The sequence below is a fragment of the uncultured Campylobacter sp. genome (assembly GCF_938017775.1).
In the GTDB taxonomy this organism is placed as follows: Bacteria; Campylobacterota; Campylobacteria; order Campylobacterales; family Campylobacteraceae; genus Campylobacter_B.
This window is the reverse complement of the sequence record NZ_CALIIU010000021.1, coordinates 33,153-49,399: the sequence shown is the minus strand read 5'-3', so window position 1 is coordinate 49,399 and position 16,247 is coordinate 33,153. Positions and strand designations below refer to the sequence as shown.

The 16,247-nt window shown below is 43.6% G+C and carries 23 protein-coding genes; 6 read left to right on the top strand and 17 right to left on the bottom strand.

Annotated elements, in window-relative coordinates; translation table 11 throughout:
• Positions 1-59: 59 nt before the first annotated feature.
• The 17 genes from Q0537_RS03775 to Q0537_RS03695 all read right to left on the bottom strand — a co-directional run bounded on the left by Q0537_RS03775 (position 60) and on the right by Q0537_RS03695 (position 12,246).
• Complete coding sequence (locus Q0537_RS03775; RefSeq protein ID WP_299225214.1) at positions 60-1,232, bottom strand: PAS domain-containing sensor histidine kinase; 1,173 nt, start codon at positions 1,230-1,232, stop codon at positions 60-62.
• A complete protein-coding gene (locus Q0537_RS03770) occupies positions 1,223-1,921 on the bottom strand; it encodes a response regulator (protein WP_299225212.1) in 699 nt (232 codons plus the stop codon). The genes Q0537_RS03775 and Q0537_RS03770 overlap by 10 nt, the downstream gene beginning before the upstream one ends.
• A 91-nt stretch (positions 1,922-2,012) precedes the next feature.
• Positions 2,013-2,927: a DUF3137 domain-containing protein gene (locus tag Q0537_RS03765; RefSeq protein ID WP_297915602.1), complete on the bottom strand. Its 915-nt coding sequence runs from the start codon at positions 2,925-2,927 to the stop codon at positions 2,013-2,015.
• Positions 2,928-3,026: 99 nt separating this feature from the next.
• Entirely contained in the window at positions 3,027-3,248 is a 222-nt protein-coding gene (locus tag Q0537_RS03760; RefSeq protein ID WP_299225210.1) for a hypothetical protein, read from the bottom strand.
• A gap of 19 nt (positions 3,249-3,267) precedes the next feature.
• Complete coding sequence (locus tag Q0537_RS03755; RefSeq protein ID WP_299225208.1) at positions 3,268-3,564, bottom strand: hypothetical protein; 297 nt, start codon at positions 3,562-3,564, stop codon at positions 3,268-3,270.
• A gap of 377 nt (positions 3,565-3,941) precedes the next feature.
• Positions 3,942-4,229, bottom strand: coding sequence for a hypothetical protein (locus tag Q0537_RS03750; protein WP_299225206.1), 288 nt, complete (start codon positions 4,227-4,229; stop codon positions 3,942-3,944).
• A gap of 9 nt (positions 4,230-4,238) precedes the next feature.
• Complete coding sequence (locus Q0537_RS03745; protein ID WP_297894741.1) at positions 4,239-4,418, bottom strand: hypothetical protein; 180 nt, start codon at positions 4,416-4,418, stop codon at positions 4,239-4,241.
• Positions 4,419-4,452: 34 nt separating this feature from the next.
• The gene (locus tag Q0537_RS03740; protein ID WP_299225204.1) at positions 4,453-4,929 is read right to left on the bottom strand and encodes a hypothetical protein; all 477 of its coding nucleotides are present in this window, start codon (positions 4,927-4,929) and stop codon (positions 4,453-4,455) included.
• 48 nt (positions 4,930-4,977) lie between these two features.
• On the bottom strand, positions 4,978-5,763 hold the full coding sequence (gene imm45 / locus Q0537_RS03735) for an Imm45 family immunity protein (RefSeq protein ID WP_299225202.1): 786 nt from the start codon (positions 5,761-5,763) through the stop codon (positions 4,978-4,980).
• A gap of 68 nt (positions 5,764-5,831) precedes the next feature.
• Positions 5,832-6,464 carry a hypothetical protein gene (locus tag Q0537_RS03730; RefSeq protein WP_299225201.1) on the bottom strand — a complete coding sequence of 211 codons (633 nt, stop codon included), beginning with the start codon at positions 6,462-6,464 and terminating at the stop codon, positions 5,832-5,834.
• The gene (locus tag Q0537_RS03725; protein ID WP_299225199.1) at positions 6,454-7,065 is read right to left on the bottom strand and encodes a hypothetical protein; all 612 of its coding nucleotides are present in this window, start codon (positions 7,063-7,065) and stop codon (positions 6,454-6,456) included. Before Q0537_RS03725 ends, Q0537_RS03730 begins: the two co-directional genes overlap by 11 nt.
• 29 nt (positions 7,066-7,094) lie before the next feature.
• Positions 7,095-7,370, bottom strand: a complete 276-nt coding sequence (locus Q0537_RS03720; RefSeq protein ID WP_299225197.1) for an Imm53 family immunity protein — start codon at positions 7,368-7,370, stop codon at positions 7,095-7,097.
• 91 nt (positions 7,371-7,461) lie between these two features.
• A complete protein-coding gene (locus Q0537_RS03715) occupies positions 7,462-7,815 on the bottom strand; it encodes a hypothetical protein (protein WP_299225195.1) in 354 nt (117 codons plus the stop codon).
• 117 nt (positions 7,816-7,932) lie between these two features.
• Entirely contained in the window at positions 7,933-9,285 is a 1,353-nt protein-coding gene (locus Q0537_RS03710; RefSeq protein ID WP_299225194.1) for a coproporphyrinogen III oxidase family protein, read from the bottom strand.
• A gap of 69 nt (positions 9,286-9,354) precedes the next feature.
• Positions 9,355-9,702 (bottom strand): AzlD domain-containing protein, encoded by a 348-nt coding sequence (locus Q0537_RS03705; RefSeq protein ID WP_299225192.1) that lies wholly within the window; start codon positions 9,700-9,702, stop codon positions 9,355-9,357.
• Entirely contained in the window at positions 9,702-10,460 is a 759-nt protein-coding gene (locus Q0537_RS03700) for an AzlC family ABC transporter permease (protein ID WP_299225190.1), read from the bottom strand. The genes Q0537_RS03705 and Q0537_RS03700 overlap by 1 nt, the downstream gene beginning before the upstream one ends.
• A 223-nt stretch (positions 10,461-10,683) precedes the next feature.
• The gene (locus tag Q0537_RS03695; RefSeq protein ID WP_005869776.1) at positions 10,684-12,246 is read right to left on the bottom strand and encodes an inorganic phosphate transporter; all 1,563 of its coding nucleotides are present in this window, start codon (positions 12,244-12,246) and stop codon (positions 10,684-10,686) included.
• Between the two features lie 174 nt (positions 12,247-12,420).
• Here Q0537_RS03695 and Q0537_RS03690 point away from each other — a divergent pair, with 174 nt between their 5' ends.
• From Q0537_RS03690 to Q0537_RS03665, 6 genes are read left to right on the top strand one after another with little or no spacing between them, the layout of a single operon-like run.
• Positions 12,421-12,810, top strand: coding sequence for an NAD(P)H-quinone oxidoreductase subunit 3 (locus Q0537_RS03690; protein ID WP_005869774.1), 390 nt, complete (start codon positions 12,421-12,423; stop codon positions 12,808-12,810).
• Positions 12,792-13,301 carry an NADH-quinone oxidoreductase subunit B family protein gene (locus Q0537_RS03685; protein WP_297893620.1) on the top strand — a complete coding sequence of 170 codons (510 nt, stop codon included), beginning with the start codon at positions 12,792-12,794 and terminating at the stop codon, positions 13,299-13,301. Before Q0537_RS03690 ends, Q0537_RS03685 begins: the two co-directional genes overlap by 19 nt.
• Complete coding sequence (locus tag Q0537_RS03680; RefSeq protein WP_299225188.1) at positions 13,301-14,089, top strand: NADH-quinone oxidoreductase subunit C; 789 nt, start codon at positions 13,301-13,303, stop codon at positions 14,087-14,089. Before Q0537_RS03685 ends, Q0537_RS03680 begins: the two co-directional genes overlap by 1 nt.
• A complete protein-coding gene (nuoD, locus tag Q0537_RS03675; RefSeq protein WP_299225186.1) occupies positions 14,089-15,315 on the top strand; it encodes an NADH dehydrogenase (quinone) subunit D in 1,227 nt (408 codons plus the stop codon). Before Q0537_RS03680 ends, nuoD begins: the two co-directional genes overlap by 1 nt.
• Positions 15,312-15,542: an NADH-ubiquinone oxidoreductase subunit E family protein gene (locus Q0537_RS03670; RefSeq protein WP_297989307.1), complete on the top strand. Its 231-nt coding sequence runs from the start codon at positions 15,312-15,314 to the stop codon at positions 15,540-15,542. The genes nuoD and Q0537_RS03670 overlap by 4 nt, the downstream gene beginning before the upstream one ends.
• A complete protein-coding gene (locus Q0537_RS03665; RefSeq protein ID WP_299225185.1) occupies positions 15,539-16,246 on the top strand; it encodes a hypothetical protein in 708 nt (235 codons plus the stop codon). The genes Q0537_RS03670 and Q0537_RS03665 overlap by 4 nt, the downstream gene beginning before the upstream one ends.
• Position 16,247: the final 1 nt, after the last annotated feature.

The window sequence follows — 16,247 nt, the reverse complement described above, 5'->3', positions numbered from 1 at the left end:
GAGTGCAGCCCATTTGTAGCGTAAATTTGAATTAAATTTTAAATTGTCTCAGAAAAGCTTCATTTCGGAAGTTTGATTATGAAATTTGAGCCGTTCTTTAGGCTCTCTACGACGAGCGAGCCCTTGCAGTGATCTTCGATGATGATCTTTGACATATATAGCCCGATGCCGGTGCCGTTTTTGCTGGCTTTGGTAGAAAAATACAGATCGAAAATTTTATCCGCGATCTCCTTTTTGATGCCGCCTGCATTGTCTTTTACGCTTAAGCAAAGATAAGATTTTTCGATATAGGTTGAAATTTCGATAACGCCGTCGTCGATATTTCTTTCCAAAAAGGCGTCCTGCGCGTTTTTTATGATATTTAAAATAACCTGCGAAACCTCGTTTTTATATGTGAGCAGAGTCTGGTTGCAGCCGTATTTCGCGTAAATTTTAATCTTTTGGTTTTGCAGTATCGCTTTTGCGATATTTATCGCCATATTGCAAAGCTCCTCCAGGCTCGTAACTTCCTTGATCTTGGCGGGCTTAAAGAAATTTCTAAACTCGTCGATCGTTTCGGATAGGTGCTTGGAATACTGCTCGATCTTGCCGAGTTCCTCCAAAAGGGCGGTTTTGTCAAATTTATCCGCCATCAAGCAGCTAGTGCTTAGATACGAAGCCGTAGCCGAGATAGCAGATAGCGGCTGCCTCCATTGATGCGCTATCATATTTAAAATTTCGCCCATCTGAGCGAGCCTTGATTGATACTGCAGCTGCTCGTCTTGGCGCCTTATGAGCTTTAACTGCTCCTCGATCTCGTGGTTGAGCGTTAAATTTAGCCGTTTGACCTTTAGCCTGCTTTGTTTTAATTTCTTCTCCGCCATCACTCTTTTGGTGATATCCACCACTATCCAAAGCACCTCGTCGTTTCCCGATATGGAATCGCCCGAAATTCTAATCCACAGCCCTTTGCCGCTTTTGTGCCTTAGCTCGTAGTTTAGCTGCAGAGCCTCATTTTTCCTTACTTTATTAAAGGCGATGTCTGCGAAGTGCAAGTATTTTTCTTCGCTTAAATGTATGGTTTGCGCGGATTTGCCGATGATCTCGTCGTATTTGTAGCCGAAAATTTTGCAAAAGGTCTCGTTGCACTCCATAATGTTTCTTTTCTTATCCACGATGAAGATGCCGACGCCGGAATTTGAAAATATCGTCTCAAATCTCTGATGGTTTTTTTTGATGTCTACTATCGCCATTTTATTCTGTATCCTTGCGAGTAGATGTTTTCTATCAGCTTATAGCCGATTTTTCGGTGAAATCTGGATATGATATTTCTTACCCGTTTGTCGTTATACTCGTCGCAGTCCTCAAACAGCTCGTTTTCTATCTCAAGGCCGCTTGCGATCCGTCCGCTAGAGCTTAGAAGCAGCTGCAACAAAGAAGTTTCGTTTTTGGTTAGTTTGATTATTTCGCCCGCCTTGGATAAGCTCAATCTCTGCTTGTCCCACACGAAATCGCCGCTTAGATAAATAAACTTTGCGGGTTTGGTTTCGATACTTTGCGTGATTTTTTCAAGCACGCTTAGTAGATCCTCGGTCGTAAAAGGCTTTAGAATATAGCCGTTCACGCCGATGGATATCGCTTTGGTAAAAAATTTAGACTCGTCATGAGCCGAGAATATAACCGTTTTTACCAAAGGATCAATCTGTTTGATCTGCTCTATCATTTCAAGCCCGTTAATGCCCGGCATATTGATATCGGTAAAAACAATACCCGCTTTGTTTGCTTTAAATTTCTCGATACCTTCCCGCGCGTCGCCGCAGTCGATAACTTGATGAAAGAATAGTTTTAAAATTTTCGCGGTCTGCCGCCTTACCTCATTATCATCCTCGACATATAGGGCGCGCATACTGCGAGTTTTAGCTTGTATTTCGTTTATATCCATAACGCAGCCCCTCCTTTTTAAATTTATCCCTTATCGTAAATTCTATTTCGCCCGCTGCAACCCTGTTTTAAATTTACAAAACCGAATGTTTTTATTCCACCTGCCCGAGCTTTTTGAGATAGGCAAAAATTTTAGCGATCTCGATCATTTTATTTAGGCTTTCGAGCAGCTTCGCGCTTTGCGAGCTCGGCGCGGATTTGAAAATTTCGCTATTTTCAACGCCTATTACAAGGCTATTTTCGCCCAGATAAAGCTCGGTTTTACCAAATAAATTTACGGTGATCGTCTGCATGTTTTCTAAAATTTTTTTGTTTTGCAAAAATGCGGCGGCAGCGGGATTGTTGAGATAGACGTCAAACGATGCGCTTAAATGCGGGCTGTCTTTAAGCAGCTTAAGATCCGACGCGCCGAAGATGAACTCTCCGCGCGGTACGACTAAAATTTTACTATCGAAGGTCTCGCTAAAATCAAATTTTGCAAAAAGCCCGTCGAAAATCGCCGTATCATCCTTTTTTTTAAGATGCAAAATTTTATCCAGCTCAAAGACCCGATTTTCTCTGTTTTTATCAAAATCGCGACTTAGGCAGATGTCACCGATTTTTATACCAAATTCGGGCGTCTTACCCACTATAGCGTGCTTGCAAGTGCATAGATTTGCTTCTTTACGGAGCGGATTTTTGTAAATTTCATCGAGTAAAAACGCGCCAAAAGGCTGAAAAGTAAGACGCAGCTCCTTTGCGATCCAAAGCAAAAATTCGTTTTTAAAAGCCTCTTCGCTGAGCGCTTCAAATTTACGCGAAATACGCACGGCTAGGTATTTGTAAGCAGGATAAGCAAGAGCTAGCAGTACCAATAAAAACAGGAACGAGAAATCTCCGAAATCCTTGCGCATAGCGATGAATAGTGCCAGCACTACTGCCGCCACGCCGCCACGCGCCTTCCAAAGCGCCACATTGCGCGCTCCATCTAGTTTTTGCTTTTTTAATTCATAAGAAACAAGGCTCATCGCTATCCCCGTGAGTGAAATTTGACGCTCATTATAGCGAAAAATGGGATTAAATCAAGCCATATGATAAGCGCATTGCTATTTATAAGGCGGGTTTTTTCATAATAGCTCAAAAGCATAGAAATCGCCATCTTTTTCCTTACACTTAACGATATCTCCGTATTTAAATTCTAAAATTTCATCCAGTTCGGATTCAAATTTCGTCGTATCGGTAATTTTAAAAATATATTGCGCGATTTGAGCAGCCTTTACCGGGCGCCATACATTAATATCTTCATTCAAAATTTTTATAAAAATTTCTTTATCGGTCGCGCTCGCCATATTAAATCTTTCCGCCCGGTTATCTAAAATTCTTTTTGCCTAGCCACAATTTAAGATATTTTAATACGGGTCTTAAATAATCATTAGTAGCGTTGGCTTTAAAGGTGCTCGCGTCTGATTCTATCAAATACCAGCTATATCCGTCATCCTTTAAAATATTCATTTTGCGGTGTTTGACCTCAGTGTTTGTGTCAGATATCTCTATATCCAGTACTTTATTTGCGATATTCATCTGCACCGATAGGTTGGAGCTTAGATCATATATGAAACGGTTAAAATCTTTGATGATATGCGTATTATATACATCATCGATCATCTCGGCTCTTCTCTTCCTAAAAATTTCCTCTTCTATTGGGTCTCCATCAATAAGCTTTCCATAATGATCTTCATCGGTTGCGGCCTCTTCGTAAGACGCGGTAAAGCATCTAAAATATTCCCCGTACATCCCAAATTTCCAATTCGTAGGTATCGTTTCATCTATTATTTGAAAATATTCAGCACCAAATTGACTCCAATACCAAATTCCTTCATACGGTAATATACAATAATGCATCTCCTCATTTATGTATTGAATGCCATAAACAAAATAGGTTCTATTTAATCTCAGATGCTCATGCCTATCTTCTTTTATACATTTTACAATCATTTTTAATCATCCTTAAATTTGAAATCGTCTACGGCTTCTATGATGGGCTACTCGTCTTTATCGCCTATTATACTATTTCTAACAAGTTCTGTAAAAAATTCTTTGTTTTTGGATTTGTTGATTGCCTCTTTTATAGCATTAAAGGATAATTTTAAATTCTTTAAATTGCCGTCTATAATGCAAAAACCGTTTTTCTCACACAATGATATTATGCCCCTTAATACGGCTTCATACTCGGATCTAAAATCGATACGAAACGTAACGGACTCTATTATATTATTAGCATCAAAAAATACCTCTAAGCGGTTGCCGTTTTCGCTTCCATATAGATCCATTTCGTTAGACTAAGATTTTTCGGGCTTTAATAGGTGCGAAAATTTCAGAAAATATCTCTTTTTGATCTTTGCCTTTTTCCAATACTTATCGTCTTCAAAGAGCTTTATATTGCCATATTGCCGGTCGTATTGCAGATCGTAGGTATCGCTTTTAGGCAGAATAAAAAACTCACATTGCCAAATTGCCATATCCTCTTTCCTCAAATATTTTCATTATAAAATTTTAAAAGTAATACACATAGCAGCCTCGGTCATCGTATATATCAAATAAAATCGAAAATTTCTCTTTATTGTTTACGGCTAACTGAACTCTAATGTTCAAAGAGGGTTCTTTTGCCAGCTCAAAATTAAAATGGCGTAGCAGTATGGATCTCAAAAAATTTGGCTCAAGCGTCTTTTCTTTTATAAAAATAACGCCCGCTCTGGCGCCGTTTTTATAAGGCTTAGCTTTTGTGTATTGCCCCTTCATATTTTTAAGAAGATATTCTTCTATTTTCTCATCTCTTTCCCAAAAAAGAATTTTATAAACTACGCTATCTAAGTGGCTTGCTTTTGAAATTAAAAACATAACTAGCCTTATTTTAGCCTCTACATCGATATTTTCAAAATCTATTCTCGATCTGGCTACGCCTCTTTTATTTCTGCTTATTTTCCTGAATTCTACGTCAAAATTACTTGGATTTATAACGTCTTTTATCATCGCCGCCGCCTTTTAAAAACCTTTTGTTGCGTGATTTAAAATCCCCATCTACTTTTTCCATTTAAATTTAAATCTCTTTCGCTTCATTTTTATAAAATTTTCCAGTTGCTTATCGGTAAAATTTAAAACCTCTTTTCGATTTTGTAAATTTACATAAGTGTGCCTTATATCGCAGCATTTATAAAAAATATATTTCCAATTTTTAATTAGCCAGTCTGCTTCTATTGTGTTTTTATCCGTTTTAAATAAAAACGGCAAAACCCATAAACCCGCTTTGTAGCCGCTAATTACGATCAATTTTATAAAATTTACTCCATCATCGTCTTTTGCTTTTACTACGATAAAGCTTACATTTTTCTCGTATGGATAGCAGGATTTTCTACATTCGATAATATCTCCGACCTTGATCTTTCCGAGGAATTTCAAGAGAGGAATACTAAGCTTTTCTATCAAATTTGTCTTTATGCGTCTATTGCGTCCGAATTTATCCCTAGGTTTTATCAGTCTGAAACCAGGGATTGTTTCGTCGCAATCTTCTAGTTCATTGCTACTAAGGTAATTATCGGAGCATATAAATACCTCCTGGGGGCTCGCATTGATGCCGAAATTTGCTAAATTACGAATCAATTGCTCCTTGTCCACGACAAATCCCGCTTTGCTTGATAGCATCTCGCTAGGCAGCTCAAAATATTTGGTATCTTTTAAATTTAAAAGGCAAGGATTTTCTGTCCAGAAACAGCGCTCATCGCAGACCATAAGCTCATCGTCGTTAAATTTTATAATATCACCTCTTTGTAAGTCATTGTCGAAGGTTGATATTGGTAAGATAGTCATTTAAAGTCCTTTTTGCTTGCTAGATTAAACATGTTCATAATAAATTTTCGTTATTTGTAATCGCTAAATTACACCTCTATACTCACATCTTTATACTTTTCATAAAGCCTCGGCTTTAAAATTTTATCACGATACTCTTTGCCCGCATTAGTCATACACATCCAGTGGCTAAATCTACTCCAGGTATCGGGATTCTTCCAAGTTATCTCTGCTTTGGGAGTTATGTTCTCCTCCTCTAAAAATTTATACCCAAAAAAGAAATTATCTCTAAAATAGATCCACTTCTCATAAAGCGACATACCCAGATCGATCTTGGATAAATTCGTATCGAAGTCAGCCCATTTCTTTCTTAAATTTTCGCCCTCTATGCCGAAGTCTATCATACCCCCTAAAAATAGTTGGCCCATTACTCCGAAATACTCTCCCGCGTATGTCGGATAGGCTGAAATTTCAGGATTATCTTCGTCCGCCAGCTTATAGTCGCTTTGGATAATCCCATATAGTTCAAACCATTCGTACCAATCAAAAATTTCATATTCAAGGTAATCCAAAATATCTTTTTTCCTGGTACCCGGAATTTTAGCTAATATGCGAACAAACGAATCCATCCAACAATCAAATCCTAAAGCCTTATAAAGTTCTTCATCTTTGTTAAAAACCCAGCCGTATAGTTCATTCGGTTTCAAAATTTTAAATTTCATAGTATCTCCTTTTTAAATTTAATCGGTTGCCGATAGAATTTACCTCATCGATCCGTTTGGTCGATCTCATAAACTCGTTAATATAAAAATTATTTGATTCCGAGAGCTTGGGCATACTTTTTATTATTTCATCTAAATCGACGCTCTTTATTTCGGCGCAATTTTTTACATCGCCGCAGATACCGATAAAAATAAGATCGTCTCTGTTTTTGCCTATAAATTTACCCTTTGCGTAATAGCCGCCTTCAAATCTTTCATAGGCTATATAATATAATATTTGCTTTAAAATTTCACTTTGATCCAGCTTAAAATAGGTGCAGAATTCCACGCCCTCCATATCTTGCGATATGTCGGTGGCGCCTACGGAGCTTTTTTCATATTTTTTAAGATCTATTTTTCGGATATTGTTTTCATCTCCTTCGCCAATTGCTCCAAGCGCGCGAAAATCCATATCTATCTCGCCGTAAATATCAAAAAACAGATAGCTGCCCTTAAAGCTTTTATAGGCAAATTCCTTTACGGCGTCCTTAACAATTTCGATATTTGCAAGCGTAATTTCGGTCTTTTTGCAAGATTCGTTTTTTATCTCGACTTCGATCATCTAGGCTCCTTTATTTGTCTTGCTAAATTTTAATCCGTTAGCCATTTTACTACATGCTCCAATAATTCCTCTAAATTTTCGGCTCCGCAACTTCCTTTGAGTTCGTTTTCCGTGGCATTGATGAAAAACCAATCCTCGTCATCTCTATCGACATTTATTTTTATAGGCTTTTTCCCGCTCTCACCATCGATTTCGATCCACCAGCCCGGGTTATCGACCGTCTCCAGCGTAAGGCCGTATTGATGCTCCCATTCTCCATCGCATTTGGAAGCGTACCAGTTTTGTATGAGTTTTAGATTACTCATTGCTCCTCCTTTAATTTTATAAATTTTTAAAATTCTCGATTTGTTAGGCTTTGATATTGCAATTGAAGCAGGGCTTCTTTGCTATTTAAATTTAATCGCTTATTAAAAATTTCTTTTCCATGCCGTCTTTATTTACGGTGATTATCTTTGAGTTTGGAATATTTAAAAATTTTATAGCTTTTTCGTCCAGCTCTGACAATGGCTCCTCGTGATTATATTTGGTTTTAAAGTAATATAAGAAAAGATCGGCCGTTCGATTTTCATCCATAAGTTGCATTATGCACCTATCGTTTGAATCGCCGCTACCATATCGGTTTATCATCATAAACGGCTCGCAGCTCTTATGAAACGGGAAGCGGCCGAAATTAAAAAGATTGCCGACGAGCTCAAATACAAGGACAAAAAACAGAAATAAAATGAATAGCTTGATCATTCTGCGTTTCATTGCGGCGTTTCCTAAATTTTGAAATAAAAAATTCGTTTGTGTTTTAAATGCCAGACGATATTTGCGCTTAAGTCGCGGGTGCGTCCAAGCGCTAGTCGTAGCGGCCGGGCGTAAAATTTACGAGGCTATCTCGCTTTTTGCCGCGCTAGCTGCGGCGGATTCGCTTTCATCCATAATGATGAGCTGTTTTACGCGCTTAATCTTGGCATCGTCGCGAAAAGCTGCGCGCACCTTGTCCATACCGGTGTAAAATTCCTTCATCAAAACAAGGCACAAATACGCGCCAAATTCCGTCGTACGGATGATCTCGCCCTCGATGCGCACGGCTCCTGCAAGCCTTAGCAGGCTAAGTTCTCTGCCCAGTTCGCGGCGCAAATTTAGATCGTTTGCGGCGTTAAATTTAGCGATATCGATCTCGCCGTTGAAAAGCTCGGTCAAAAAGAGGTATTTCGCGCGCTCGGATCTGCTAAAATCGCAAGTGGCGATGACGGTGCTTTCGTTTTTATGCACTCTGCTTGCGTAGTCTTCGAGGTTGAACGCATTTACGAGCAGCCTGCCGCCTAAGAAACTAAACGCACCGCTTCCGATGCCCACGTATTCGTGATTCGTGCCTACGTACTCGTCGCTCATATTTGATTTTTCGCGAGCAAAGGCCCATGCGTTGCTGCGGTGCCAGCTAGAAAATTCCTTGCAGATGATGAAGTAAAACTCCTCTTCGCGGTCTATGTTGCTAACGCCGAGGCTACGTGCTATTTGATCGCGCATCAAAGGCGATTTCATCAGCGGATACAGCGTGATCTGTTCGGGTTTCACCGCCTTTGCCGCTTCGATGTCGCGAAGTAAAATTTTGCGCGTTTGAAACGGAAAATTAAAGATCAGATCCAGGCTTAAAATCGGCAAAATTCCGACCGCTCGGGATAGCTTTTCTTGTAAAATTTCGCCTGAGCCAAATTTATCGTAACGCGAAGCTTTACGTAAAATATCGTCATCAAAGCTCTGAACTCCCACGCTTAGGCGATCTATTAGCCCACGAAATCGCAGCAAGCTCTCAGGCTCGATGTGGTTGGGATCGCTCTCACACGAAACCTCTTTAATGCTAAAAAGTGACTTTGCAAGCTCCAGCGTGCGCGCTAGCTCATCCTCATCGATAAGCGTCGTGCCGCCGCCTACATAAAGCGTCTCAAAGTCGTAGCCTGCGTCCTTCGTGCGCTGCATCTCGGTGCGCAGCGCGCTGAAATACGCCTTGCACGCACCGCGATCGTAGGCGTATTTGTGAAAGGAGCAGTACGGGCAAAACGTGTGACAAAAGGGCACATGCATGTAGAGCATATATTTTTTATCGGGGTTTGGAATTTTAGCGATATTTTCCTGTGTGATGTCGATTCTAAGGGAGTTGTATAGAGATTTTTGCATAGTTTCGGCGGCGTATTTTTTGGCGAAGCTATGCACCATTTGACTGATAAAATTCATAAAACTTTAACCTTTTTTAAACTTAAAAATTAATTTTTGAAGTTTATCGAAAACTAACTTATAAATTTATCAATAATTTAATAAAAAGCGTAGCGCCGCCATATAACTTAGCGTAGGAAGCGCTATCGTAACGAGGGAATTGCGAAATTTAGCATGCACGACAAACGCCATAATCAGGCAAAATAGCAGCACCGCCGTTTGCAGCGCGTCCGCGCTAAAAGCCCGCTCGCCTGAAAAGCTAGGCAGCATCGTCTTAAGCGCATAGATCGTCAAAACGACCATTATCAAAAGCCCCGAGTTTTTCTGCAAATACGCCAGATTTGGACTTGCGGTCTTTTTCTTAAAAAGCAGCAGCGGCAAAAATCGCGTCAAAATCGTAGCGAGCGAGGCCAGAAAGATATAGGGCAAAATTTCCACTACTTACTCCTTTTTGGGAATTTTCGCAGCCTGCGTCCCGCGTGCGAAGGTCGCTCGAAGTATTTACGAAAGAGTAGCAGTACCGCAGTGCCGAAAATCAGGGTGCCGAATAAAAAGTATTTTGCAGGAAAGATAAAAAGCCCCGCAAATGCGCAGGCAAAGCCCAGAAATAGCACTTTGTATTGCGGGTTTGCTTTAAAAACCTCATAGGTTAGCATCGCAAAAAGCGCCGTCAGACTAAACTCGACTCCGCTAAAATCGAGCTTTAAGCTTGCTCCCAAAACAGCCCCTGCAACGACGCCCGCGACCCAGTAGGAGTGATTTAAGACCGCGGTTAGATTATAGAGCAGATCAAGCTCTTTTAGTCTCTGCGGCGTTACGGGCTGTTCGCCGCTAAGCTCCTCGGGGCGCAAAAACGCGCGCGCTTTTAGCAGCGCAAAGGTTTCGTCGGTAAGAGCATATACGGCGTAAATTTTATGACGCACGAAGCGCAGCTCGTCCAGTAGCGACATCGTGTAGAAAAAATGGCGAAAATTTAGCAAAAACGCCACGACGAAGGTATCTACGAGCGAGGCGTGGGTTGCGATGAACGCGATCAGCACGAACTCCACGCTGCCTGCGTAGATCAGCAGCGAGGTTAGCGCCAGTGCCCATACGGGCAGGTCTTGGCTGATGCCGTAGATACCAAACGCCAGCCCCAGCGGTACGTAGCCCATCATCACGGCAAGGGTCGATCTGAAAATTTCAAATTTACTCATAGCTTTCCTAAATTTAAAAGGGTGATTGTAGCTAAAATTTTATTAAATTTTTTACGGGGCGCGCAGGCGGGATCTGCGCCGCTGCGAGCCGGTTTTGCGCTGTAGCGCGTCGCAAGAGGAGCTGTAAAATTTACTCGGTTCGCCGCCGCAAAATTTTAAAATTTAGCCTGCGTAGAATTTTGCGAAATTTTAAAATTCCGGGGAGCGGATTTTTAAATTTAGCCTAAAATACGTGGCGCAAAAGCACGAATGCAAACGCCGAAAGCAGCGCCGAGACCGGCAGAGTGATGATCCACGCTAGCCCAATCGGCTTCATCAGCGACCAGTTTGTGCTGTGATTTACCAGGCCGATTCCTAAAATCGCGCCGATTAGCACGTGGGTCGAGGAGATTGGCAGCCCCAGCACCGATGCCGCCATGACGACGACGGCGCTTGCGAGCTCGGCGCTAAAGCCCGAGGCGGGGTGGATTTTCGTAAGATTGGTGCCTACGGTGGCGATTACCTCTTTGCCGATGAACCAAAGCCCCGCTATGAGGGCTACTGCGAACATTATCATAATCTGCTGCGGTACGGGAGTGGAGGGATTGATACTATTCGTAGCCATCGTATCGATGATGGCGGCAAACGGACCCACGGCGTTTGCGATGTCGTTGCTGCCGTGCGAAAAGGCAAAGCCGCTAGCAGTGAGTACCTGCAGCCAGCTAAACATCAAAAACGCGGATTTGTTTAAATTTGAGCGGCGCAGGGTTTTAGCGAAAATAAACATCAAAAGCCAGGTAATTAGCGTCGACATACCGATGATGAGGTAGTTGTAAAAATTTGTAAGCCCGAAATTTAGATTATGCAGCCCCTTAAATATCAGCATCGCCGAGATTACGAAGGCTCCGATACCGGCTACGGCAGGGATTCCGTACTCTAGGGCCTTGTGGGATTTGAGCTTCTCTTTTTTAGCGTCAAGCTCGATCACCTTTTTATAATACTCGCTATCCAGCTCACTTGGATCAAAATCTGGATCGCGCATCGCGTAAATATCGTGATTTAGCGCCTCTGCATAGGCGATCTTTTGGATGTCGTCCAGGGTCTCGAAGGTCTTTTTGTGAAGCTTGCGGAGAGATTTTTTTTCGCGCTTTATGCGGTCGATCTTTATTTGAGCGTAGCGGTTATAATCCAAAATATAATGTTTGATGAGCCAGAAAATTCCAAAGGAGATCACTCCGCCCAAAATTGGCGAGAGCACCCAAGAGATCGCTATTTTGCCGATCTTATCCCATTGCACGAGCCACAATGCGGAAGTCTCTGCGGTATTAAGTAGAGCGCCTAGCGTAAGTCCCGAGCCTACGATACCGCCGATGATCGCATGAGTAGTGGATACGGGCAAACCCTTTCTGCTGGCAAAAAGCAACCATGCCCCCGCCGCAAAAAGCGCGCTCATCATTACGTAGATAAAATCCCTAGGATGCACGTCCATTTTGCTAAGATCGATTATGCCGCTGCGGATCGTCGAAGTTACTTCGCCGCCTGCGATTACCGCGCCGCTTGCTTCAAATACCGCCGCGATACAAAGGGCTTGCGCGATACTAAGGGTGCCGCTTCCGACGCTGGTGCCAAAGGAATTTGCCACGTCGTTTCCGCCGATATTAAAGGCCATAAAGATGCCTAAAAATACCGAAACTAAAAATAGCATTTTATCGCCGCTTCCTATAAAACCGAATCCCCAGATAAGAAAATAAATTGTTACGCCGCAGAATATGCCGTAGAAAATGAGACTTATCTTGCTAGATTTCATAGCTCTCCCTTAAAATCCGCGAAATTTTACCACACGCGCCTTAATCCCCACTAAATCGCACGAGAGAGGTATATTAAATTTTACTTTTAAAAGCGAATTTAGTGGCGCGCGCTAAGCTTTATTAAATCAATACTTCGTTACAATCCGCATTAAATTTTAAAACCGAGGCGAAAAATGTCTAGAATTCCGCTGCAAAGCCCGTATTTCGGAATATTCGTAATGCTAATCCTAGCTTTTTGCGTCTTTTCGCTCATCGTTAAACTATCCTCTTTGGTAGGCTCGCGTTTAGCAGACAGGCGCGATGAGCGGCTAAAGGGCGAAATTTACGAAAGCGGACCCGAGGCCGTCAAACAGCCTAACCGAATGAACTCCCACTTTTTTTTGATAGCCGTGCTTTTCATACTTTTTGACGTCGAGATTATCTTTATGTTTCCGTGGGCGGTAAATTTTAAAATTTTAGGCGTGTTCGGGCTCGTGGAGATGGCGTTTTTCATCGTATTATTAGGCATCGGTTTCATCTACGCCTGGAAAAAAGGAGCGCTAAATTGGCAGAGCATAAGATAAACTACGCGCGCGAAAACGGACTTCCCATAGTTCTCACCACCGTCGATAAGCTGATCGCGTGGGGCAGGAGTAACTCCTTGTGGGCGATGACGTACGGGCTTGCTTGCTGTGCGATCGAGATGATGGCGGCGGGTGCGGGCAGATTTGACTTTGACCGCTTCGGCACGATATTTCGCGCAAGCGCCAAGCAATCGGATGTGATGATAATCGCAGGCACGCTTAGCAAAAAGCACGCCGAGTTTACGCGCCGCCTATATGACGCGATGCCCGAGCCCAAATGGGTCATCAGCATGGGCAGCTGCGCCAATACCGGGGGGATGTTTAATACCTACGCGACGGTACAGGGCTGCGACCGCATAGTGCCAGTTGATATCTATCTGCCTGGATGCGCGCCGCGCCCCGAGACGCTGCAGTTTGCGCTGATGGTGCTGCAAAAAAAGATCCGCACCCAAACTCCGCGCCGCGCGCAAAAGGCAAAAAGGCTGATCTGATGAGAAAATTTAATCCCAAAGGCGATCAGAGTAAAAAAAATTACTACAAAGACAGATTTTTCATTCCCGAGGAAACGCCTAAATCCAGCGCAAACGAGAGCGATTTCAAAGACGATCTGGACGCGCTTGAAGGCGTCCAAATTTTAAACTCGTACGTGGAATTTAACACTCTCGTGCTCTACGTGGAGCCTGCGCAAAATTTAGCGGCGCTGCGTGCGCTTAAGGGTGCGGGATATGAAATTTTATGCGAGCTAAGCGGAGTAGATTTTACCGAGACTCGCGGCGGCATCGAGGTTTTTTATCAGCTTTTGGATATCAAAAGAGCGCGCCGCGCGCGGCTAAAGTGCTTCGTACCGAATGAGAGCTTTTTGCAAAGCGCTGCGGGTATTTACAAAAGCGCGAACTGGGCGGAGCGCGAGCTATACGATATGATGGGCGTTTGGATTGAGAATCATCCAAATTTAGCGCGCCTAATAATGCCCGATGATTGGTTCGGACACCCTCTTTTAAAGTCCTATCCGCTGCAAGGAGACGATTTTGCCAAGTGGTACGAGGTGGATAAAATTTTTGGGGTTGGCGCACGCGAACGGATCGGCGAAGAGAACCGAAATTCCGCATTCGTAGATGAAAAAGATACCTTTAACTTCGCGCGCCTCTACCATGAGAGCGGTTACGGCGAGCCTAGGCCGCAAGAAAAAATTTTACAAGAATATCAAGAAGAGGGCGGCGTGCGCTTCGTAAAACGCGCTAAACGCGGAATTTACAAGATCATCACAAAGAGAAAATAATGCAAAATCCAAGCAAGCTAAGACCGTTTTTCGAAAACATCGAGTACGAGCGCGAGGGCGCGAATATGATCTTAAATTTCGGTCCGCAGCATCCAAGCGCGCACGGCCAGCTAAAGCTCGTGCTGGAGCTTGACGGCGAGCGAATCGTGCGAGCCCGCCCCGGCGTAGGCTATATGCACCGAGGCATCGAAAAGATGGCAGAAAATATGATCTACGCGGAATTCGTTCCTGTAACCGACCGCATCGATTACATCGCATCGGGCTCGAACAACTACGGCTTTTGCGCCGCGGTTGAGAAGCTCTGCGGCATCGAAGTGCCGCGCCGCGCGCAGATCATCCGCACGATCCTACTGGAGCTTAATCGCATTAGCTCGCACCTTCTATTTTTGGGTACGCACGCGCTTGATATCGGCGCGATGACGGTATTTCTTTATTGCTTTCGCTCGCGCGAATACATACTTGATCTCATAGAAAAATACTGCGGCGCGCGCCTTACGCACAATAATATCAAAATCGGCGGCGTCTTTTTGGATTTGCCTAACGGCTGGTTAGAAGAGATGTTGAAATTTTGCGACGAATTCCCAAGCGACATTAAAGAATTTGAAGATATGCTCGATACGAATAGAATTTGGCTGATGCGAACCGAGGGCGTGGGCGTGATCTCGTACGAAGATGCCCTTAGCTGCGGCTGTAGCGGCGTGAGCTTGCGCGCTAGCGGGCATGCGTGGGATATCCGAAAAGAAGAGCCATATCTCATCTACAACGAGCTTGATTTTGACGTGCCGTATGCGAGCGAGGGCGATTGCTACGCGCGCTATAAGTGTTATATGGCAGAGATGCGCGAGAGCCTTAAAATTTTGCGCCAGTGTGCGAAGCACTATCCGCTAAGCGATCCGCAAATTTTAGCGATTGATCCCGCCTACGTAAATCCTAGCAAAGAGCAGATCATGACGCAAAACTACTCGCTGATGCAGCATTTCGTGCTGGTTACGCAGGGTTTGCGCCCGCCCGTGGGCGAAATTTACGCCGCGAGCGAGAGTCCTAAGGGCGAGCTTGGATTTTATATCCGCTCGATGGGCGAAAGCCGCCCGTACCGCCTTAAGATCCGCACGCCGAGCTTTTGGCATTGCGCGGTCTATGAGGAAATTTTACCGGGGCAGTATCTTGCCGACGCCGCGGCGATCATCGGCAGCACTAATATTATCTTAGGCGAGGTGGATCGATGAAGCGCTATGATTTGAGGCATCTGGGCGATAAATTTTTAAACCGTATGGGCGAAATTTTAAAAAATTCCGCTCACGGCGAGACGATGATCTTTATGTTTGAGATGGGCGATTTCAGCGCGGTTCAAAAAAGCGCAGATCTGGTGGAGGGGCTAAATTCCACGCTATTAAATTCTATCAGATACAATCAGGTCGATTGGATGATCGTCGCAAAAAAGGGGAGAATATGAAAATTTTAAATTTTGCGCCGCTACTTAGACTGCAAAGTCCGGGGCTTACGGAAGGTTTTAAACACGCTAAAATTTTAAGCGTATCGCCGTTGCGAGATCCGTATTTAGAAAGTGAGCTGATTAAATGCGAGATCGGCGCGCAAAACTTCGTGCTGGCGCTAATCTGCGCGAGCTTTTGCGACGAGCCATATTTCGCGGAGCTGGATCTGGAGTATCTAAACGGCGAAAGCAACGTGGACGAGGAGGAGATCGAACAAATCGCGGAGTTTTTACGGGGAGGCTGCGACGCGCTTTTGATCGACGATGCGCTTATTAAAACTCATCCCGATGCCGAAAATATCAAAGCTTTTCTGTCTCTCATAGCGGCAGAATTCGGAGTTAAAATTTTAAGCTTACGCGGCGAGCAAGTGGAGCTGGCCGCACCGCATGCGGTAAATTTAAGCCCGCTTAAAGAGCCTATGAACTTCGACGGCGCCGTGGTTTTCAAACACGATGCGGATGATCGGCTCGTCGGCGGAGTGTATTTTAGTATGGTCGCAAAGATCAAATACGGCGATCGCGTCCGCATCAAAACGCCGCATTTAAATTTGGAAAAAGAATTTATCCAAGAGGGGTGGATAAATGGCGCGATCGCGCTTCTAGGCTCGGGCGGACGGGGCTTTAGCGGCTATAATTTCGAACTAGCCGAAATTTCTAAGGTTTAAA